The organism is Saccharothrix texasensis, from assembly GCF_003752005.1.
Lineage (GTDB): Bacteria > Actinomycetota > Actinomycetes > Mycobacteriales > Pseudonocardiaceae > Actinosynnema > Actinosynnema texasense.
Genome location: NZ_RJKM01000001.1, coordinates 6,550,409 through 6,568,954, shown reverse-complemented (window position 1 = coordinate 6,568,954; position 18,546 = coordinate 6,550,409). Strand labels below are relative to the sequence as shown.

At 71.3% G+C, this 18,546-nt stretch carries 19 protein-coding genes; 9 read left to right on the top strand and 10 right to left on the bottom strand.

The features are described from left to right. Nucleotides 1-16 precede the first annotated feature (16 nt). The gene (locus tag EDD40_RS29220; protein WP_123745774.1) at nucleotides 17-1,021 is read left to right on the top strand and encodes an ABC transporter substrate-binding protein; all 1,005 of its coding nucleotides are present in this window, start codon (nucleotides 17-19) and stop codon (nucleotides 1,019-1,021) included. Nucleotides 1,022-1,353: 332 nt separating this feature from the next. On the opposite strand, the gene EDD40_RS29215 is transcribed toward EDD40_RS29220, so the two are convergent. From EDD40_RS29215 to EDD40_RS29195, 5 genes are all read right to left on the bottom strand, one after another. After that, nucleotides 1,354-2,859 (bottom strand): aldehyde dehydrogenase family protein, encoded by a 1,506-nt coding sequence (locus tag EDD40_RS29215; protein ID WP_123745773.1) that lies wholly within the window; start codon nucleotides 2,857-2,859, stop codon nucleotides 1,354-1,356. A 77-nt stretch (nucleotides 2,860-2,936) separates the two neighbouring features. Further along, the gene (locus EDD40_RS29210; RefSeq protein ID WP_170185230.1) at nucleotides 2,937-3,935 is read right to left on the bottom strand and encodes a DUF3558 family protein; all 999 of its coding nucleotides are present in this window, start codon (nucleotides 3,933-3,935) and stop codon (nucleotides 2,937-2,939) included. A 306-nt stretch (nucleotides 3,936-4,241) separates the two neighbouring features. Continuing rightward, nucleotides 4,242-4,517, bottom strand: coding sequence for a hypothetical protein (locus tag EDD40_RS29205; RefSeq protein ID WP_123745771.1), 276 nt, complete (start codon nucleotides 4,515-4,517; stop codon nucleotides 4,242-4,244). 11 nt (nucleotides 4,518-4,528) lie between these two features. Further along, nucleotides 4,529-6,214 carry a sodium:solute symporter family protein gene (locus EDD40_RS29200; protein WP_123745770.1) on the bottom strand — a complete coding sequence of 562 codons (1,686 nt, stop codon included), beginning with the start codon at nucleotides 6,212-6,214 and terminating at the stop codon, nucleotides 4,529-4,531. A 163-nt stretch (nucleotides 6,215-6,377) separates the two neighbouring features. After that, the gene (locus EDD40_RS29195) at nucleotides 6,378-6,746 is read right to left on the bottom strand and encodes a hypothetical protein (RefSeq protein ID WP_123745769.1); all 369 of its coding nucleotides are present in this window, start codon (nucleotides 6,744-6,746) and stop codon (nucleotides 6,378-6,380) included. A gap of 387 nt (nucleotides 6,747-7,133) precedes the next feature. Here EDD40_RS29195 and EDD40_RS29190 point away from each other — a divergent pair, with 387 nt between their 5' ends. Next, nucleotides 7,134-7,637 (top strand): RICIN domain-containing protein, encoded by a 504-nt coding sequence (locus EDD40_RS29190; RefSeq protein WP_123745768.1) that lies wholly within the window; start codon nucleotides 7,134-7,136, stop codon nucleotides 7,635-7,637. Nucleotides 7,638-7,698: 61 nt separating this feature from the next. Here EDD40_RS29190 and nucS read toward each other — a convergent pair whose 3' ends face one another. Next, entirely contained in the window at nucleotides 7,699-8,358 is a 660-nt protein-coding gene (nucS, locus tag EDD40_RS29185; RefSeq protein WP_123745767.1) for an endonuclease NucS, read from the bottom strand. 310 nt (nucleotides 8,359-8,668) lie between these two features. Between nucS and EDD40_RS29180 the strand changes: the two genes are divergently transcribed. The 3 genes from EDD40_RS29180 to EDD40_RS29170 all read left to right on the top strand — a co-directional run bounded on the left by EDD40_RS29180 (nucleotide 8,669) and on the right by EDD40_RS29170 (nucleotide 10,165). Beyond that, nucleotides 8,669-9,205, top strand: coding sequence for an NUDIX domain-containing protein (locus EDD40_RS29180; RefSeq protein ID WP_211348254.1), 537 nt, complete (start codon nucleotides 8,669-8,671; stop codon nucleotides 9,203-9,205). After that, on the top strand, nucleotides 9,202-9,732 hold the full coding sequence (locus EDD40_RS29175) for a GNAT family N-acetyltransferase (RefSeq protein ID WP_246037884.1): 531 nt from the start codon (nucleotides 9,202-9,204) through the stop codon (nucleotides 9,730-9,732). Before EDD40_RS29180 ends, EDD40_RS29175 begins: the two co-directional genes overlap by 4 nt. Before the next feature lie 73 nt (nucleotides 9,733-9,805). Beyond that, nucleotides 9,806-10,165, top strand: coding sequence for a DoxX family protein (locus EDD40_RS29170; protein WP_123745766.1), 360 nt, complete (start codon nucleotides 9,806-9,808; stop codon nucleotides 10,163-10,165). Between the two features lie 404 nt (nucleotides 10,166-10,569). Here the strand turns inward: EDD40_RS29170 and EDD40_RS29165 are convergent, their stop codons facing one another. Beyond that, a complete protein-coding gene (locus EDD40_RS29165; protein WP_123745765.1) occupies nucleotides 10,570-11,343 on the bottom strand; it encodes an enoyl-CoA hydratase-related protein in 774 nt (257 codons plus the stop codon). Nucleotides 11,344-11,399: 56 nt separating this feature from the next. Here EDD40_RS29165 and EDD40_RS29160 point away from each other — a divergent pair, with 56 nt between their 5' ends. Beyond that, nucleotides 11,400-12,221, top strand: coding sequence for a hypothetical protein (locus tag EDD40_RS29160; RefSeq protein WP_148088944.1), 822 nt, complete (start codon nucleotides 11,400-11,402; stop codon nucleotides 12,219-12,221). A gap of 16 nt (nucleotides 12,222-12,237) precedes the next feature. Here EDD40_RS29160 and EDD40_RS29155 read toward each other — a convergent pair whose 3' ends face one another. Further along, nucleotides 12,238-13,185 (bottom strand): GlxA family transcriptional regulator, encoded by a 948-nt coding sequence (locus tag EDD40_RS29155; protein ID WP_123745763.1) that lies wholly within the window; start codon nucleotides 13,183-13,185, stop codon nucleotides 12,238-12,240. 72 nt (nucleotides 13,186-13,257) lie between these two features. Here EDD40_RS29155 and EDD40_RS29150 point away from each other — a divergent pair, with 72 nt between their 5' ends. Further along, nucleotides 13,258-13,809: a cysteine hydrolase family protein gene (locus tag EDD40_RS29150; RefSeq protein WP_123745762.1), complete on the top strand. Its 552-nt coding sequence runs from the start codon at nucleotides 13,258-13,260 to the stop codon at nucleotides 13,807-13,809. A 38-nt stretch (nucleotides 13,810-13,847) separates the two neighbouring features. On the opposite strand, the gene EDD40_RS29145 is transcribed toward EDD40_RS29150, so the two are convergent. Further along, nucleotides 13,848-15,839: a protein meaA gene (locus tag EDD40_RS29145; protein ID WP_123745761.1), complete on the bottom strand. Its 1,992-nt coding sequence runs from the start codon at nucleotides 15,837-15,839 to the stop codon at nucleotides 13,848-13,850. Between the two features lie 136 nt (nucleotides 15,840-15,975). On the opposite strand from EDD40_RS29145, the gene EDD40_RS29140 reads away from it, so the two are divergent. Further along, nucleotides 15,976-16,281: a hypothetical protein gene (locus EDD40_RS29140; protein WP_123745760.1), complete on the top strand. Its 306-nt coding sequence runs from the start codon at nucleotides 15,976-15,978 to the stop codon at nucleotides 16,279-16,281. Between the two features lie 323 nt (nucleotides 16,282-16,604). Here the strand turns inward: EDD40_RS29140 and murA are convergent, their stop codons facing one another. Then, a complete protein-coding gene (gene murA, locus EDD40_RS29135; RefSeq protein ID WP_123745759.1) occupies nucleotides 16,605-17,861 on the bottom strand; it encodes a UDP-N-acetylglucosamine 1-carboxyvinyltransferase in 1,257 nt (418 codons plus the stop codon). Between the two features lie 94 nt (nucleotides 17,862-17,955). Here murA and EDD40_RS29130 point away from each other — a divergent pair, with 94 nt between their 5' ends. Further along, a complete protein-coding gene (locus tag EDD40_RS29130; RefSeq protein ID WP_123745758.1) occupies nucleotides 17,956-18,528 on the top strand; it encodes a cob(I)yrinic acid a,c-diamide adenosyltransferase in 573 nt (190 codons plus the stop codon). The last annotated feature ends 18 nt before the right edge of the window (nucleotides 18,529-18,546 follow it).

The window sequence follows — 18,546 nt, the reverse complement described above, 5'->3', positions numbered from 1 at the left end:
GTGGAGGAACCCCGGAGTGTCGAACACCAGGATCGCGGCCGTGCTCGCCGTCGCCCTCGCCCTCGCGGCGTGCGGCCAGACCGAGACGCCCACCGACAAGCCCGCCGTGGCCCAGGGCGGCTCGGAGTTCGGCCAGGCGGGCGAGAAGAGCGCCGGTTTCGGCACCGACGCCCAACCCGGCCAGTTCCCCCGCACCGTCAAGCACGCCATGGGCGAGACCGTGATCGAGAAGCGCCCGGAACGCGTCGTCGTCCTCGACGGCGGCGAGCTGGACAACGTCGTCGCACTGGGCATCAAGCCGGTCGGCGTCGCCTACCCGGACGGCGCGCCCACCATGCCCGGCTACATCGGCGACCAGGCCGGCACCCCGGAGAACGTGGGCGGCATCACCAGCCTCAACCTGGAGACGATCGCGAAGCTCCAGCCCGATCTCATCATCGGCTCCCAGCTGCGCGCCGAACAGCAGTACCCGAAGCTGTCGGCCATCGCCCCGACCGTCTTCGCCGCCCGCCCCGGCTACACGTGGAAGGAGAACTTCCGCCTGAACGCCGCCGCCCTCGACCGCTCCGCCGAGGCCGAGAAGCTCATCGGCGACTACGAGACCCACGCCAAGGAGGTCGGCGAGCGCATCGAGGCCAAGGCGGGCAAGCGCCCGACCGTCACCATGCTCCGCTTCATGCCGGGCAAGATCAGGCTCTACGCCAAGAAGAGCTTCATCGGCACCATCCTGATCGACGCGGGCATCCCCCAACCGCAAGCCAGCCAGGCCGACGACCTGGCCGTCGAGGTGAGCACGGAGCAGATCGCCCAAGCCGACGGCGACTGGATCCTGATCGGCACCTACGGCGACCAGTCGAAGACCGCCCAGGGCCAGGTCCTCGGCGGCCCGCTGTGGCAAACCCTGAACGCCGTCAAGACCAACCACGCCAAGCCGGTCGCCGACGAAACGTGGTTCCTGGGCCTGGGCGTCCTCGCCGCCGAAGAAGTCCTCACCGACCTGGAACAAACCCTCACCAACTAACCCCCACCCCGATGAACCCACCCACGACCAACCCGTCACCCACCCACCGAGGCCCGATTTGACATGGGTTCGGGTGCCTTAGGCTGGTCGAAGCCGGCAGGCCCGGCGGGACGCTCTTCCCCGCCGGGCCTGCCGGCTTTGGCCTGCCTGGGGTGCCCGTAAGGGCCCCATGTCAAATCGAGCCGGACGCACCCCGACGTCCTGAACGTTCAGCTCACCCATCCTGAACGTAGGACTCACGCGTCCCGAACGTAGGACTCACGCGTCCCGAACGTAGGACTCACGCGTTCTGAACGTAGGACACGCGCGCCGTGAACGTAGGACTCTCGCGGTCAGCGGCCGTAGAGCACGCGCACCAGCCGCACCACGTGCCGGATCGTCCGGGACCCGCGGTCGTACGTCATCGGGTTCAGCAGGGCACCGAACCGCTTCCGGGTCACCGCGTGGGCGTAGGCGAACTCCCGCAGCCCGTCCTCACCGTGGATCCGCCCGAACCCCGAGTCGCCGACCCCGCCGAACGGCAGCCCGGGCACCGACGCGAACGCCAACACCGAGTTGACCGACACCATGCCGCACCGCAGCTTGTCCGCCAGCTCCTCGCCCCGGTTCCGCGAGTACACCGACGCGCCCAGCCCGTACGCCAGCGAGTTCGCCCGCCGGACCGCCTCGTCGGCGTCGGCCACCCGGGTCACCACCAGCGTGGGGCCGAACGTCTCCTCGGTCACCGCCGTCGAGTCGTCGGGCACGTCCACCAACACCACCGGTTCGACGTACGGCGGCCGGATCGACTCCAGCCCCCCGACCACCGCCCGCCCGCCGCGCGCCAGCGCGTCGGCCACGTGCGACTGGATGACGTCGACCTGCTTGGGCATGGTGATCGGCCCGAAGTGCGCGTCGGCTTCGCCACCGGGCCGCAGCTTCTTCGCCTTCTCCACGACCAGCCCGATGAACTCGTCGTACACCGCGTCGGCCACGTAGACGCGCTCGACCCCGGCGCACGTCTGCCCGGAGTTGAATATCCCGCCCCACACCGCGCCTTCGGCCGCCGCCCGGACGTCCGCGTCCTCGGCCACGATCAGCGGGTCCTTGCCACCGCACTCCACCAGCACCGGCGTCAACGACGTCGCGCACGCCGCCATCACCTTCTTGCCCGTCGCCGTCGACCCGGTGAACGCCAGCTTGTCCACGCCGGACGCGCACAACGCCGCGCCGGTCTCGCCGAACCCCGTCACCACCTGGAGCACCGGGAACTCGGGCACGACCTCGGCGAACGTCGACGCGAGGAACACCCCGACGCCCGGCGTGAACTCGGACGGCTTGAACACCACCGCGTTGCCCGCCGCCATCGCGTACGCGATGGATCCCATCGGCGTGAACGCCGGGTAGTTCCACGGCCCGATCACGCCGACCACGCCGAGCGGCCGGTACTCCAACGTCGCCGCGTGGTTGTACATCAACATGCCGGGCGCGACCTTGCGCTTGCCCAGCACCTTGGGCGCGTGCTTCGCGGCCCAGTGCAGGTGGTCGATCACCAGCGCCAGCTCGGTCCGCGCGTCGTCGGCGGACTTCCCGGTCTCCGCGCTGATCAGCACCTGGAACTCGTCCAACCGCTTGAGCAGCAGCTTGCGCCACGCGTCCAACCGCGCCCGCCTGCCGTCGTACCCCAGCTCGGCCCAGAACACCGAGGCTTCCCGGGCCACCCGCACGGCCTCGCGGACGTCGTCCTCCGAGGCCACCACGTGGTGGTCGACGACCTCTCCGGTGCGGGGGTCGAGCGAGGCGAACCGCCGCTGCCCGTCGTCGACCCGCGCCGGAGTCGTGGGAACGGTCTGCGTCATCGGACCCTCCTAGCGCAAGCACGAGCACGGGTGTTACTCGACAGTAACGGGTAACAGGGGGTGATGTCAGCCCCCGTTCAGCCCTTCGGGATCTTGCCGATGATCGCCTTGGCGAACGTCACGGCCGTCGCGCAGCGGTCGAACTCGGCCGCCTTGGGTCCGGCCGACTTGACCTGGACCAACTCGCCCTCGTTGTCCGAGCCGACCCGCTGCACCCACTTGACCTCGCACGACGGGAACGCCGTGCTGCTGGACACCTGGTAGCCGGTCACGCCGCCGCCCAGGTCGACGTCGGTCTGCTTGTCGTCGAACTTGCGGTCGTCGGGGATGTACGCCTCGCGGAACGCCAGCGTCAGCTCGCGATCGTCGCCGACCCACGCGCAGTTGTGCAGCCCGTACGGGTACAGACGGTAATCGTCGCCCGCTGCCGCGTCGACCGCCGCCTTGTCCGGCAGGACGCACGGGTCGAGCGTGATCAGCGAGCCCTTGGCGGGTGTCCGGGTCGCCGAGCGCTCCTTGATCTGCCGGACCACCGCCTCGGCCATCTCGCGCCCCGGCGCGCACGCGTCGCCGTCCTCGTACCCGATCTGCACGGTGAGGCCGAGGCCCGGCTCGTCCTGCGTGATCACCGAGACGAAGCACGCGCTGTTCTCCAGCACCTGCTCGTAGCTGCGCAGGCCGGCGAGCTGCTTGTCCGCGTTCTTCAGCTCGGTGGTCATGGTCTGGCCGACCTCGACCGTGACGGCCAGGTCCTTGCCACCCTTGTCCTTCATGAAGTTCGAGCACCGGCTGAACCCGCTGCGCGACCGGTCGCCGGGCGTGCCGAACCGCTTCAGCACGTCCTCGTCCAGCAGCTCGCACGGGTCGACCAGCCGCAGCTTGTCCGCGGCGAACGCCGGGTCGACCGGCTCGCCGTCCGCGGGCGGCGGCGACTTCTGGCTCGTCCCGCTCGGGTCGGACACGTTCTCGGCGTTGGCCGGGATCGTGGTGCGAGGGAAGGTCTGCTTGGCCAGATCCGCCCCGGCACAGCCGGCCAGCAGCAGGATCGAGCTCAACACGGCGACGAGACGGGGCACGAGGTGCACGGTAGCGACCGTGTGCTCCATTCGTGGCACGAACCCTGTGTCCGTCCTCACGACAGCCTTCGGGAACGATTCAGAAGATCGACGCGCTGAACTGGGTGGCTCCCCGCTGGGCCACCCCGACTGCATCACGAGAGGACCACTGCATGCGCACCCGCATCCGCCCCGGCATCCGCCGCGCCGTCCGCTGGATCGACACCTGGACGGTGGAGGCCTTCAACCCGGTCTACCCGAGGCGCTGACCGGGCAGACCCCCCGGTCCCGAGGTGCCGACCCGCCGACAGGTCGGTCGCACCGGCCCTACCCCTCCGTGCCCGACGGCCGCCCGGCCGACAGATCGGCCGCACCGGGCTCCTCGGGCACGATGACCGGCCGCAAGGTCGCCCAGGCCGCGAACACCGCCGCCAGCACGACCATGCCGATGCCGCTCCACAGGTTGATGTTGAGCCCATCGGCCTTGGCCAGGTCGGCCTCGTCGGTGAAGCCGAGTCCGACCACCACCAGCACCACGCCGTACACCGCGAACAGGACCGCGATCACCAGTCGCAGGTCGAACAGACCGGCCTTGCGCGCCACGACGACCTCCCTCAGCCGAAGATGATGTTGAGCACGGCGGTCAGCAGCAGCACGCCGATGCCGAGCAGCAGCGGCGAGCGGTACCACCCGGCGTCGTCACCCGTGGTGGAGTGCACGCGGTCCGCCTTGGGCGTGAGGCTGTAGACCAGTCCGACCAGCCGTTCCTGCGGCACCGGCCGGGTGAACATCGTCACCACCACGCTGACCACGATGTCCACCGCGAACGCCACGCCCGCGCCGACGAAGCTCGCGCCCTGACCCGGCAGGTCGATCGCCCCGGTCTCGGCGAGCACGAACACCGCCACCGCGCCGAGCGTGCCCGCGACCAGGCCGGCCCAGCCCGCCGCCGCCGACATCCGCTTCCAGAACATGGCCAGGATGAACGTGGCGAACAGCGGCGCGTTGAAGAACGAGAACAGCGCCTGGATGTAGTCCATGATGTTGCCGTAGCCGGCGGCGAGGAACGCCGTCCCGATGGCGACCACCGTGCCGCCGATCGTGGCCAGCCGCCCGACCCGCAGGTAGTACTCGTCCGGGCGGTCCTTCTTCACGTAGTCCTGCCACAGGTCGTACGTGAACACCGTGTTGAACGACGACACGTTCGCCGCGACACCGGCCATGAACGACGCCAGCAGACCCGTGATCGCGATGCCCAGCATGCCGTTGGGCAGCAGTTCGCCGATCAGCGCGGGCAGCGCGTTGTTGTAGACGACGCCGCCGCTGTCCTCGCCGGCCTTGAGCGCGACCATCTCCGGCACCACCAGCGCGGCGATGATGCCCGGGATGATGATCACGAACGGGATCAGCATCTTCGGGTACGCGCCGATGATCGGCGTGCGCCGCGCGGCCGACATGCTCTTGGCCGACAGCGCGCGCTGCACCTCGGCGAAGTTCGTCGTCCAGTACCCGAACGACAGCACGAAGCCGAGGCCGAACACGATGCCGATCACGCTGAGCACCGGGTTCTCGATGCCGGTCAGCTCCGTCGCGGGCCACGCCGACAGCTGCTCCGCCCCACCGGGACCGCCGGTGACCTTCTCGACCAGCCCGTCCCAGCCGCCGACCTTGTGCAGGCCGACGATCGTCAGCGGCAGCAGCGCGGCCACGATCACGAAGAACTGGAGCACCTCGTTGTAGATGGCCGCGGACAGGCCGCCCAGCGCCGTGTACGTCAGCACGATCGCCGCCGCGATGACCACCGACAGCGGGATCGGCCAGCCGAGCATCAGGTTCAGCAGGAACGCCAGCGCGTACAGGTTCACGCCCGCGATCAGCACCTGGGCGACGGCGAAGCTGATCGCGTTGACCAGGTGCGCGCCCTTGCCGAAGCGGCGACGCAGGAACTCGGGGACGCTGCGCACCTTCGAGCCGTAGTAGAACGGCATCATCACCAGGCCGAGGAACACCATGGCCGGGATCGCGCCGATCCAGTAGTAGTGCACGGTCGCCATGCCGTACTGGGCGCCGTTGGCCGCCATGCCGAGCAGCTCGATCGCGCCGAGGTTGGCGGAGATGAACGCCAGACCGGTCACCCACGCGGGCAGCGAACGGCCGGAGAGCAGGAAGTCCAGGCTGGACGAGACCGCTCTGCGGGCCAGGAAGCCGATCCCGAGGACGAACACGAAGTAGACCGCCAGCAAGGTGTAGTCCAACGGACCGGCATCCAGCCTGAGGTCCACCTGGGCCAGTACGGGCACCTCCGCCCACCTCCCCTGATCCGAACAAACCGAACACCATCGCGCAGCACCACGCATGACCAGCCACTACCGCACAACCGATCAAGCCGACGGTAGTGCACCCCGGCGCGCTTCGCCGGTTTGAACTACCCGGGGCTAAACCTCAGGTGGGCGCGCCGCGGCGTCAGCGGGTGAGGACGAACAGCATCTCGGCGTAGACGGGTCCGGAAGTGGCGCCGATGGTGAACTGCGTGCCGGGGGCGGAATCGCCGAACGAGTCGGGCACCCGCACCGGGACACCGGTGAACCGGCCGACCGCGTCGGCGGTGACATCACCGATCCGGTGGCCGTGGAAGGTGAACACCACTCGACCGTGTGCCGGATATCCCTCGCCGCTGAGCCGGACCTCACCACCGGCCTGACCGGCGGGGGGCTGCGCCGCGAGGTGCGCGGCGGAAGGGGACGCGGCGGTGGAGCTCAACGCCCCGACGACGGGTGGCGGCGGCACGGACGCCTGCGACACGCAGGCCGCCACCGCCGGCAGTGCGGACACGAGAACCGACAGGACCAGAACGGTCGAACCGGATCTTCGTCTTCGTGGTCTTCGCACGCGCGCCTCCCGGCCCGTTGAAGGGGAAGTCAGCGTATATCGCGAAAACCGCCCTGCCACGCACCCGAACGGCTTACCGCCGAACCCGCGAAACTGCGGTCCGCACGTCCGGCCGTCGTCCCGGCCGACCCGCCGCAGCGGGATCATCCGGGAGCCTGGTCGGCCGGGCCGCCGAACGTGAGCCGAGCACGACCCGGCCGTGGCGCCCGAAGTGCGACCGGACTATTCCATGATCTTCAGCGGGGGAATTGTCAGGCGGGTGCCGAAGAACTCCGATTGCTGCTTTGCTGGAATGCCGGACGACGACACCACGCAAAGGAGCGGAATCCGATGAACGCGACGTTGCGACCGATCAAGGCAGCCGTCGCCGCCCTGCTGATGGCGGCCGCGACCCTCCTGGCACCCGCCGCGCCGGCGAGCGCCGCGGCACCGGTGACGATTCAGAACATCGGCACCGCAGACTGCCTGGATCAGCACTACAACACGGCTGCTCAGCCGACCACCACCGTGTACGTCTGGCCCGATCCCTGCCACTTCGTCGGCAACCAGCAGTGGACGTTCGAGTTCGTCGGCGGGGGCAACAACTACCGGGTGATCAACGCCCGCAGCGGCTGGTGCCTGTCCGCGCCGAACGGCGCGGGCAGCCGGGTCTTCACCGAGTTCTGCGTCAGTCCCCTGCCGAACAAGCAGAAGTGGACGCCGGTGCTCAACTCGTTCGGGTCCAACCTGCTGGTCAACGCGCTGTCCGGGCAGTGCCTGCGGCAGAGCGGCGCGGACGCGTACGTGGCCGCCTGCGACGAGAACACCACGACCCAGCGCTGGTCGTGGAGCTGACCGACCAGCCGGTGAGGTCGACACGACCGACCCGCTCAGCGAACGCGAGCCGCTCGATCGGTCAGAACAGGCGGAACTCGTCGGATTCGATGCCGCGCAGCGCGTCGTAGTCCAGCACGACGCAGCGGATCCCCCGGTCCTCGGCGAGGGTGCGCGCCTGGGGCTTGATCTGCTGGGCGGCGAACACGCCGCGGACCGGGGCCAGCAGCGGGTCGCGGTTGAGCAGTTCCAGGTAGCGGGTCAGCTGTTCGACGCCGTCGATCTCGCCGCGGCGCTTGATCTCGACCGCCACCGAGCCGCCCTTGGCGTCGCGGCACATCAGGTCGACCGGGCCGATCGGGGTCGGGAACTCGCGCCGCACCAGGGTCCAGCCGTCGCCGAGCGTGGTGACGTGCTCGGCCAGCAGCTTCTGCAGGTCCGCCTCGACGCCGTCCTTGACCAGGCCGGGCTCCGGGCCGAGCTCGTGCTTGGAGTCGTGCAGCACCTCGGCCAGGGTGATGATCAGCTTCTCGCCGGCCTTGTTCTGCACGACCCACATGTCCGGGTCCTCGATCAACCAGCACGGCGGGCTCATCCAGTTCAACGGCTTGTACGCGCGGTCGTCGGAGTGGATCGACACCGAGCCGTCCGCCTTGATCAGCAGCAGCCTCTGCGCCATCGGCAGATGGGCGGTGAGGCGTCCGACGTAGTCGACCTGGCAGCGAGCGATGACGAGGCGCACGGCCGACAGGCTACGGGGTGCGGGGCCCGGCCCGGCGGCAGGTACCGTCGGCCGACGTGTCACCGCCGCGCCCGCTCCCGCGCGCCACGCCCGTCGGCCCGACAGGTGGCTCGACCGGCGGCTCGACCGTCGACGAGAGCGCGCACACGCCACCGCGTGGTGTTCCGGCCGCCCGTGACGCCGGCCGCGATCGGCCTTCGGAGTCCGGCCGACCGCGCGTGTGGTGGTGTACTTCGCGTACGGCAGCGCGCGATCGGAACTGGCCCGAATCGCGCGCCGACCCGGAGCCTTCGGCACAGGGAGAGTGATCGTGGAAACCCTCGGATCGCGTGAGGTGTACGCGAACCAGTGGATGGTGGTCCGGGAGGACGCCATCGGGCGCGCGGACGGCACCACCGGCATCTACGGCGTGGTCGACAAGCCCGACTTCGCGCTGGTGATCCCCATGGACGGCGAGCGGCTGCGGCTGGTCGAGCAGTTCCGCTACCCGATCGGCCTGCGGCGCTGGGAGTTCCCGCAGGGCACCGCGCCCGAACGGGCGGACGAGGACCCGATGGTGCTGGCCGAGCGCGAGCTGCGGGAGGAGACGGGGCTGCGGGCGGGCAAGCTGGTGCAGCTCGGCCTGCTGGACGTCGCGCCGGGCATGTCCAGCCAGCGCGGCCGGGTGTTCCTGGCCACCGACCTGCGGGAGGGCTTCCACGAGCGGGAGCACGAGGAGCAGGACATGCGCTCGGCGTGGTTCCCGCGCGCCGAGTTCGAGGCGATGATCGCGCGGGGCGACATCACCGACGCCCAGTCGATCGCCGCCTACACGCTGCTCCTGCTGCACGAGCACGCGCAGCCGTGACCGGTGGCATCACCGGGATCGCGGAGCTGACCGCCGACGAGGTGCGGGCGTGCGCGGAGGCGTTGACCGACGTGCTGGTCGACGCGGTGGAAGGCGGCGCGTCCGTCGGCTTCGTCAAGCCGCTGCCGCGCGAGCAGGCGCTCGCGTGGTGGCAGTCCAGGGCCGCGCCGGTCGCGGACGGCGTGCTGGCGCTGTGGGTGGCGCGGGCCGGTGCGCACGTGCTCGGCACGGTCCAGGTGCGGTTCTCCGACACGGCCAACGGCACGCACCGCGCCGAGGTGGCCAAGCTGCTCGTGCGCCGCGACGCCCGCGGCTCCGGCCTCGGCCGGGCGCTGCTGGACGTGGCCGAACGGGGCGCCGCCGAGCGCGGCGCGACCCTGCTCGTGCTGGACACGCAGACGGGTTCGGCCGCCGAGCGGCTCTACCGGCGGGCCGGCTGGACGGAGGCGGGCGTCATCCCCGACTACGCCGCCGACCCGGACGGCGTGCTGCGGCCGACGACGTTGTTCTACAAGCGGACCGGGTGACCCGGTCACCTCCCGCCCCTTCCGTACGTCAGGTGAGTAGGCGCTCCTGCTCACCGCACGTCCGGAGGGGTTCATGTCCACCGCACACGTCGTCGTCACGGTCCTCGCGATCCTGGCCAACGCCGCCGTCGCCATCGCCGATCTCGCGAGGGCGGACTTCGTCCTGGCGAACTCGGCCGAGGTCCACGTGCCGCTCTCGTGGGTGCCCGCCCTGGGCGCGCTGAAGGCGGCGGGCGCGGTCGGCCTGCTCCTCGGCCTGGTCGGGGCACCTGCCGTCGGGGCGGCGGCCGCGGCCGGGCTGGTGGTGTTCTTCATAGGCGCGGTCGGCGTCCACGTGCGGCACCGGGTGTGGCACAACATCGCCGCACCCGGCACGTTCCTCGCCCTCTCCGTCGCCTGCCTCGTGCTCGGGTTAGCCGGTCAGCCGGCTTGACCGGACCAACCCCGGCCAGCCCACGCCAACCGCACCAGCCAGGCCTACCGGATCAACCGGGCAACCGGGCCCAGTCGGGACAACCGAGCGGCGAGCAGCCGAGCTCGCTGGATCAACCGAACTCGGTCGGGGCCAACCGAGCAACCGGTCAGCCGGTAACCGGGCCAGCCGGGCAGTCGGGCTAGCTGGATCAGCCGAGCCAGCCGCACAACCGGTCAGTCGGCAGCCGGTCAGCCAGATCAGTCAGGTCAACCCGGGCAGCCGGGCTAGCTGGATCAGCCGAGTTCGGTCGGGGTGAGTCGGGCCAACCGAGCCCGGCCCGCCCGCCCGGCCGGGCGGGCGGGCGGGCGGGCCAGCCGGGCGGGCAGCCGAGTCAGCCGAGTCAGCCGAGCAACCGGGCGGTGTCAGTCGGTCCAGACAGGAGGGCGCTTCTCCAGGAAGGACGACATGCCTTCCTTGGCTGCCGGGGTCTGCGATGCCGCCGCCATCACCTCCACCGCGATGCCGTAGGCGTCGGCTTCGGGCCGGTCGAGTTGGGCGTAGATCGTCTGCTTGCCCAGAGCCTTGCCGGCCCGGCTGCCCCGGGTGGCCCGGCGCATCAGCTCGTCCACGGCGTCGTCCAGCTCGGCGAGCGGCACGACGCGGTTCACCAAGCCCCACTGCTCGGCGGTGCGCGCGTCCACCGCGTCACCGGTCAACGCCATCTCCATCAGCCGCTTGCGGCCGATGGCGCGGGCCACCGGGACCGCCGGGGTGTGGCAGAACCAGCCGCCCTTGCCGCCGGGCAGGGCGAACGCGGCCTCCTCGGCGGCCACGGCCAGGTCGCACGACGCCATCAGCTGGCAGCCCGCCGCCGTGGCGAGGCCGTGCACGCGCGCGATCACGACCTGCGGCACGGACTCGATCGTGCGCATCAGATCCGTGCACAGCGTCAGCAGGTCACGCACGCCCTCCAGGTCGCGGGCCGCCACGTCGGCGAAGTCGTGCCCGGCGGAGAACACCGGACCTTCGCCCGCGAGCACCACACCCACCGCGTCCGACGCGGCGACTTCGCGGAACGCGGTCAGCAGCTCCGCCAGGTGCTCGGCGGACAGCGAGTTGCGCCGGGCGGCGCGGTCCATGGTGATCCGCACGACGTCATCCGTGCGGTCGACGCGGATGTGCTGGTATTCGGCCATGTTGCGACGGTAACCGGCCGTGCAACCGCCCGCCGGTGGAGTTCCGTCCCGGTGGCATGAGACTTCGCCCGTCAGTCGTGGTCCTCGGTTCGATCCTGGCGGTCGCGGGCTGCGCCGGCGTCGACCGGGCGGCGACACCGACCCTGCCGATCGGGTCCGACCTCCCCGCCTCGGTCGCGCCCGTCGCGGTCGACTTCCCGGCGACCGCGGCACCCCGCCCGATCGTGCTGTTCCAGCCGAAGCTGGTGACCGTGGAGTGGCAGGGCCTGGAGGAGGAGAAAGCGGCCACCGGCTACCGGTTCACCGGTGTCGAACCGCCGACACCCGGACCGACCTCGGTGGTGCTGCCCGACGGCCCGGCGACGTTACCGCTGATCAGCGTGCGCGACGCGGTGGCCGCGCTGCCCGGCGGAGGTCGTGACGGCGAGGTGGAGCTGGTGAGCGCCGAGCTGGGCACGGCGGCGTTCACCACCGACCGCGGCCGGCTCGAACTGCCGGCGTGGCGGTTCCGGTCCTCGTTCGGCAGCGTGTACGCCTGGCCCGCGGTCACGCCCGAGGCGTTCTGGAAGCGGGGCGAGGAGATCATCGGGAGCCACCACGCGAGGACGACGGACGGGGTGCGGCTGGAGGTGGAGCTGGGCGCGCCTCCGACGCCGTGCCGGGGTGACGCGCCGGCCGTCAAGGAGCCCGTGGTGACCGAGACCGAGACGTCGGTGGTGATCGGCGTGCGGACGACCGGGCCGGTCGGCGAGTGCGCGCGGACCGCGATCTACGTGCCCCGGTACTACCCGGTGACGCTGGCGAAGCCACTGGGTTCACGGGTGCTGGTGTTCGAGGAGGACGGCGGCATCATCCCCGTGACGCCGCCGTCGCCGTGACGCCGCGCCGGTCGGGTCAGGAGGCGGCGGGCACGCGGAAGGTGCGGCGGTAGGCGTCGGGGGTCACGCCGAGTTCCGCGCGCAGGCGACGGCGGAGGTTGGCCGGGGTGCCCAGGCCGGCCCGTTCGGCCACGCGGTGCACCGGCAGGTCGGTGGTCTCCAGCAGGCGCCGGGCCAGCCGGACCCGCTGCACCTGCAACCAGCGGCCGGGTGTGTCGCCGGTCGCGGCCAGGAACGCCCGGTGGAAGGTACGTTCGCTCATCCCCGCGTGCGCGGCCATGTCGGACACGCCGACAGTCGACGCGAGGCGGTCCACCGTCCAGTCCACTGTGGACGCGATGCCGACGCGGTCGGGCCGGGACGGCAGGGGCGGGTCGACGTACTGGCGCTGGCCCCCCTCACGGGTCGGCGGCATCACCAGGCGTCGGGCCAGGGCTGCGGCCACGTCGGCGCCGTGCGCCCGGCGCACCAGGTGCAGGCACAGGTCCAGGCCGCCGACCACGCCGGCCGACGTCAGCACCTCGCCGTCGGTGAACAACACGTCCCGGACGACGCGGGCCCGGGGCGCGGCGGTTTCCAGGGCGTCCAGCAGCCGCCAGTGCGTGGTCGCCTCACGGCCGTCGAGCATCCCCGCCGCCGCCACCGTGAACGCACCCGAGCACAACGCCGCGACCGTCCCGGAGAACGACCGCAGCGCGCGCACCGCGGCGTCCGGCACCGGCGCGAGCGGGTCCACCCGACCGGGCACCACGACCAGGTCGCAGTCACGCAGCCCGGACAGGCCGTGGGTCGCCGGGATGACACCCACCGGCGCCACAGCCGTCGCGACCCGACCCGGTGCGCACAGCCGCAGCTCGAACGGGCCGACGCCGGCGTCGGAGCGGTCCACGCCCCACACCTCGCTCACCACCGAGACGTCGAACATCCGACTGCCCGGCAGCAGGAGCACACCCACCGTCCGCATGGCAGGAAAGTACCCCAACGTGCCGGTTCCGCCACTCACACCCAGCCGGGCGACGACCGCAGACTCGACGTCATGACCGACACCGTCCTGATCCTGATCGACGTGCAGCGCGGCTTCGACGACCCGTCCTGGGGCAGGCGGAACAACCCCGGGGCGGAGGCCAACATCGCCCGCCTCGTCGACTCCTGGACCGGCCCGCTGGTGCTCGTCCGGCACGACTCGACCGAGCCGGGCTCGCCGCTGCGGCCCGGTCAGGACGGCAACCGGTTCAAGGCCGAGCTCGACCGCGCCGACGCCGACCTGGTCTTCGCCAAGGAGGTCAACTCCGCGTTCCACGGCGAGATCGACTTGGACGTGTGGTTGCGGGCGCGCGGCGTCACCCACATCGTGCTCGCCGGCATCCAGACGAACATGTGCGTCGAGACGACCGCCCGGGTCGGCGGCAACCTCGGCTACCGGGTCGAGGTCGTGCTCGACGCGACGTTCACGTTCGACCTGGAGGACCTGACCGCCGACGAGCTGACCCGGGCCACCGCCACGAACCTGCGCGGCGGCGGGTTCGCCGAGATCGTGTCCACCCGTGACGTCCTCCAGCGCGGACGCGTGCTCGCCGCCGACCGCTAGAAGTCGGGTGGCCGAGGTCGGGCGGCAGGGGCCGGGCGCTAGAGGCCGTTCGCGTCCCGGACGACCGCCACGATCTCGTCCATGATCTGGGTGAGCTCGTAGTCCTTGGGCGTGAACACCCGGGCCACACCGCGTTCGCGCAGCTCGTCGGCGTCGTCGGGCGGGACGATCCCCCCGACGATGACCGGCACGTCACCGGCGCCGGCCGCGCGCAGGCCGTCGACCACCGCGGGCACGACCTCCAGGTGCGAGCCGGACAGGATCGACAGGCCGACCACGTGCACGTCCTCCTGCACGGCGGCGGCCACGATCTGCGCGGGCGTGAGCCGGATGCCCTGGTAGACGACCTCGAAACCGACGTCCCGGGCCCGCACGGCGACCTGCTCGGCGCCGTTGGAGTGACCGTCGAGGCCCGGCTTGCCGACCAGGATCCGCAGCCGCTCGCCCAGCTCCTCGCCGGTCGCCCGCACGCGTTCGCGCACCCGCGCGATCTCCGCGCCGGCCTCGCCGGACGCCGAGGCCGCCGAGACCCCGGTCGGCGCGCGGTACTCGCCGAATGCCTCGCGCAACGCCTGCGACCACTCGCCGGTCGTCACGCCGGCCTTCGCGCACGCGATCGTGGCCTCGACCAGGTTCCGGTCCGTCTTCGCCAGCGCCCGCAGGTCGTCCAGGGCGGACTTGGCCGACACGTCGTCGCGGGAGGCCTTCCACGCCCGGATCGCCTCGACCGCGTGCCGCTCGACGACCGGGTCGATCTGCTCGATGGCCTTCGCGCCCTCGGCCTGCAACGGCGACGGCTCGGTGGTGGCGAACTTGTTCACGCCGACCACGACGTCCTCACCGGACTCCACCCGCCGGCGCCGGTCCGCCAACGACGACACCAGCGCCGACTTCATGTAGCCGGACTCGACCGCCGCGACCGCGCCGCCCATCGCCTGCACGCGGTCGATCTCGGCCCGCGCGCCCTCGACGAGCTCGTCCACCTTGGCCTCGACGACGTGCGAGCCGTCGAAGATGTCCTGGTACTCCAGCAGGTCCGTCTCGTAGGCCAGCACCTGCTGCATCCGCAGCGCCCACTGCTGGTCCCACGGCCGGGGCAGGCCGAGCGCCTCGTTCCACGCGGGCAGCTGGATGGCGCGGGCCCGTGCGTCCCTCGACAGGGTCACGGCCAGCATCTCCAGCACGATCCGCTGCACGTTGTTCTCGGGCTGCGCCTCGGTCAGCCCGAGCGAGTTCACCTGCACGCCGTAGCGGAACCGGCGGTGCTTGGGGTCGGCGATGCCGTACCGGTCGCGGGTGATGTCGTCCCACAGCCGGACGAACGCCCGCATCTTGCACATCTCCTCGACGAACCGCACGCCCGCGTTGACGAAGAAGGAGATGCGGGCGACGACCTCGCCGCGCCGTTCCTCGGGCACCTGGCCGGAGTCGAACACCGAGTCCAGCACCGCGATCGCGGTGGACAGCGAGTAGGCGATCTCCTGCACGGGCGTCGCGCCCGCCTCCTGCAGGTGGTAGGAGCAGATGTTGATCGGGTTCCACTTGGGCACGTTCGACACGGTCCACGCGACCATGTCGGTGATCAGCCGCAGGCTCGGCCCGGGCGGGAACACGTACGTGCCGCGGGACAGGTACTCCTTGATGATGTCGTTCTGCGTGGTGCCCGCGAGGGTGGCGCGGTCCGCGCCGTGCTCCTCGGCCACGCTCACGTACAGCGCGAGCAGCCACATGGCCGTCGCGTTGATGGTCATGGAGGTGTTCGCCTCGCCCAGCGGGATGCCGTCGAACAGCTGCCGCATGTCGCCGATGTGGCCGACGGGCACGCCGACCTTGCCGACCTCGCCCTTGGCCAGCTCGTCGTCCGGGTCGTAGCCGGTCTGCGTGGGCAGGTCGAACGCCACGGACAGACCCGTCTGGCCCTTGGCGAGGTTGCGCCGGTACAGCGCGTTGGAGGCGGTGGCGCTGGAGTGACCCGCGTAGGTCCGCATGACCCACGGACGGTCGCGCTCTCGGTCGGCCGGGTACGGCACGGCAACCTCCTGTGTCTCATTGCCGCTGGTCCGCGGGCGACGGCTCGGCCGCCTCGGAGTCACGGTTCCCCGTAGCGTACTGACGAGTAACACAGCCCGCGCGTGCCGTTGCTCACTGAATCGAAGCTGCGGGAGGATGGACGGCGTGACCGCGCTCACCACGTTCCTGCTGCTGGTCATCGTGTTCGGGCTGCTCGCCCTGGTGCTGTTCTGGGCGTTCGGCATCGACCGCCGGGCCGTGCCCGACTACACCGGCGACGACTTCGGCCTGCTGACCGAAGTGACCGCCGTGCCCACCTCGGAAGCCGCCGTCGTCCTGGCCGACCGGCTGCGGACGGCACGCATCAAGGTGACCGTGGTCCGCCGCGGCGGCCTGCACCGCCTGATGGTCTTCCCGGCCGACGCGCCCGACGCCAAACTGCTCCTGCGCGACCCCGGGTGAGCACCGGCCGCCGCGGTGTGACCCGTGCGGTCGGCCGGCTGGTCGACGGTCACGCGAGCGCTTGTGCGCCGCACCCGTCCAGGTGACAGTGGTGCGCGCGGCGGCTCACGGGTCCAGGCCGACGCACCCGACGCCGAACCCCGCGGAGCGCCCCATGGCCATCGGTCTGTCCGGACGCGACGCCCGGTGAGCACGTGCTGCGGGTGCGGGCGACCGACGCCGACGGCCTCACCCAGCGGGTCCCGGTGACCGTGCGGCCCTGAACCGGCGGCCGCCGACGTCGGGGCCGACAACGCGCCGGCGGCCGCTCCCACTGCCGCGGGTCAGGCGCTGACGCGCTCCACGACCGCGCCGAGCTTGCGCAGGTTCTCCACGAAGCCCGGGTAGCCGCGCTCGATGTGGAAGATCTCGTACACCTCGGTCGCGCCGTCCGCGCACAGCCCGGCCAGCACCAGCCCCGCGCCCGCGCGGATGTCCGACGCCCACACCGGCGCGCTGGACAACCGGTCCACCCCGCGCACCACCGCGTGGTGGCCGTCGGTGCGGGCATCCGCGCCCAGCCGCACCATCTCCTCGATGAACCGGAACCGCGCCTCGAACAGGTTCTCGGTGATCATCGACGTGCCGTCGGACACGCTCGACAGGGCGATCGCGAACGGCTGGAGGTCGGTGGCGAAACCGGGGTACGGCAGCGTCACGAAGTCCACCGACCGCGGCCGGTCGGTCTGCACCACGCGGAAACCGTCGTCGAGCGTGGTCACGGCCGCGCCCGCCATCCGCAGCTTCTCCAGCACCAGGTCCAGGTGGTGCGGGTCGACGCCGCGCACGGTGATGTCGCCGCGGGTCATGACGGCGGCGAACGCCCAGGTGGCGCCGACGATCCGGTCGCCGATCACCCGGTGCTCGGTCGGCTGGAGCGACTCGACCCCGTGCACGGTGAGCGTGGACGTGCCCGCGCCCTCGATCTTCGCGCCCATCTGCTGGAGCATCACGCAGATGTCCACGATCTCCGGCTCGCGGGCGGCGTTGTCGATGACCGTGGTGCCGTCGGCCAGCACCGCCGCCATCAGGATGTTCTCCGTCGCGCCCACGCTGGGGAAGTCGAGCCAGATCTGCGCGCCGTGCAGGCCCTCGGCCTCGGCGATCACGCAGCCGTGCTCGATCTCGCTGTGCGCGCCGAGCTTGCGCAGGCCGCTCTGGTGCATGTCCAGCGGCCGGTTGCCGATCGCGTCGCCACCCGGCAGCGCGACGACGGCCCGCTTGCACCGGCCCACCAGCGGACCGAGCACGCACACGGACGCGCGCAGCTTGCCCATCGCCTCGGAGTCGGCGCGGTGGTTGAGCTCCTTCGGGGTGGTGATCGTGACGACCCGGCCCTCGATCGCCACCTCGCAGCCGAGGCTGCGCAGGACGTCCGCCATCAGCGGCACGTCCAGGATCTCCGGGCAGTTGGTGATGGTGGTGGTGCCCTCGGCCAGCAGCGCCGCCGCCATCAGCTTGAGCACGCTGTTCTTCGCCCCCACGACGGCGACCTCGCCGACGAGCCGGCCACCGCCATGAACCCGGAAGTGCTCACTCACGTAAGGAACTCCTTGCTCGTTGTGCCGCAATCCTACGTACGGTCTGAATCGTGCCCGTCCGTGGTGGGTCTGCGCGGTGTCTACAGTGCTTCACATGGCCGTGCACCTGACGAAGATCTACACCCGTGTCGGCGACGACGGGACCACCGGCCTCGGCGACTTCTCCCGGGTGCCCAAGACCTCACCCCGCATCACGGCGTACGCCGACGTGGACGAGACGAACGCCGCGCTCGGCGTGGCCCTGGCGCTCGGCGCGCTGGAACCGGACGTCGCCGAGGTGGTGCGGCAGGTCCAGAACGACCTGTTCGACGTCGGCGCGGACCTCTGCACGCCCGTCGTGCCGGACCCCGAGCACCCGCCGCTGCGGGTCACCCAGGCCTACGTGGACCGGCTCGAGTCGTGGTGCGATGCGTTCAACTCCCGGTTGGGCAAGTTGGAGTCGTTCATCCTCAACGGTGGCACACCCGGCGCGGCGCTGCTGCACCAGGCCCGCACGATCGCCCGGCGGGCCGAGCGGGGCGCGTGGGCGTTGATCGAGGTCGAGGCCGATCGGACGAACGCGCTGACCGCGAAGTACCTCAACCGGCTGTCCGACCTGCTGTTCATCCTGGCCAGGGTCGCCAACCCGGACGGCGACGTGCTCTGGCGGCCGGGCGCCAACGCCTGACCGAAGCGGGTGGCGCCG

Excerpts from the sequence above, each read along its gene's own strand:
- EDD40_RS29155 (WP_123745763.1), bottom strand. The coding sequence starts at position 13,185 with ATGCGGACGGTGGGTGTGCTCCTGCTGCCGGGCAGTCGGATGTTCGAC.
- EDD40_RS29140 (WP_123745760.1), top strand. The coding sequence starts at position 15,976 with ATGGACGGCGTGACCGCGCTCACCACGTTCCTGCTGCTGGTCATCGTG.
- EDD40_RS29165 (WP_123745765.1), bottom strand. The coding sequence starts at position 11,343 with ATGGCCGAATACCAGCACATCCGCGTCGACCGCACGGATGACGTCGTG.
- EDD40_RS29130 (WP_123745758.1), top strand. The coding sequence starts at position 17,956 with ATGGCCGTGCACCTGACGAAGATCTACACCCGTGTCGGCGACGACGGG.
- EDD40_RS29190 (WP_123745768.1), top strand. The coding sequence starts at position 7,134 with ATGAACGCGACGTTGCGACCGATCAAGGCAGCCGTCGCCGCCCTGCTG.
- EDD40_RS29160 (WP_148088944.1), top strand. The coding sequence starts at position 11,400 with ATGAGACTTCGCCCGTCAGTCGTGGTCCTCGGTTCGATCCTGGCGGTC.
- EDD40_RS29150 (WP_123745762.1), top strand. The coding sequence starts at position 13,258 with ATGACCGACACCGTCCTGATCCTGATCGACGTGCAGCGCGGCTTCGAC.
- EDD40_RS29215 (WP_123745773.1), bottom strand. The coding sequence starts at position 2,859 with ATGACGCAGACCGTTCCCACGACTCCGGCGCGGGTCGACGACGGGCAG.
- EDD40_RS29170 (WP_123745766.1), top strand. The coding sequence starts at position 9,806 with ATGTCCACCGCACACGTCGTCGTCACGGTCCTCGCGATCCTGGCCAAC.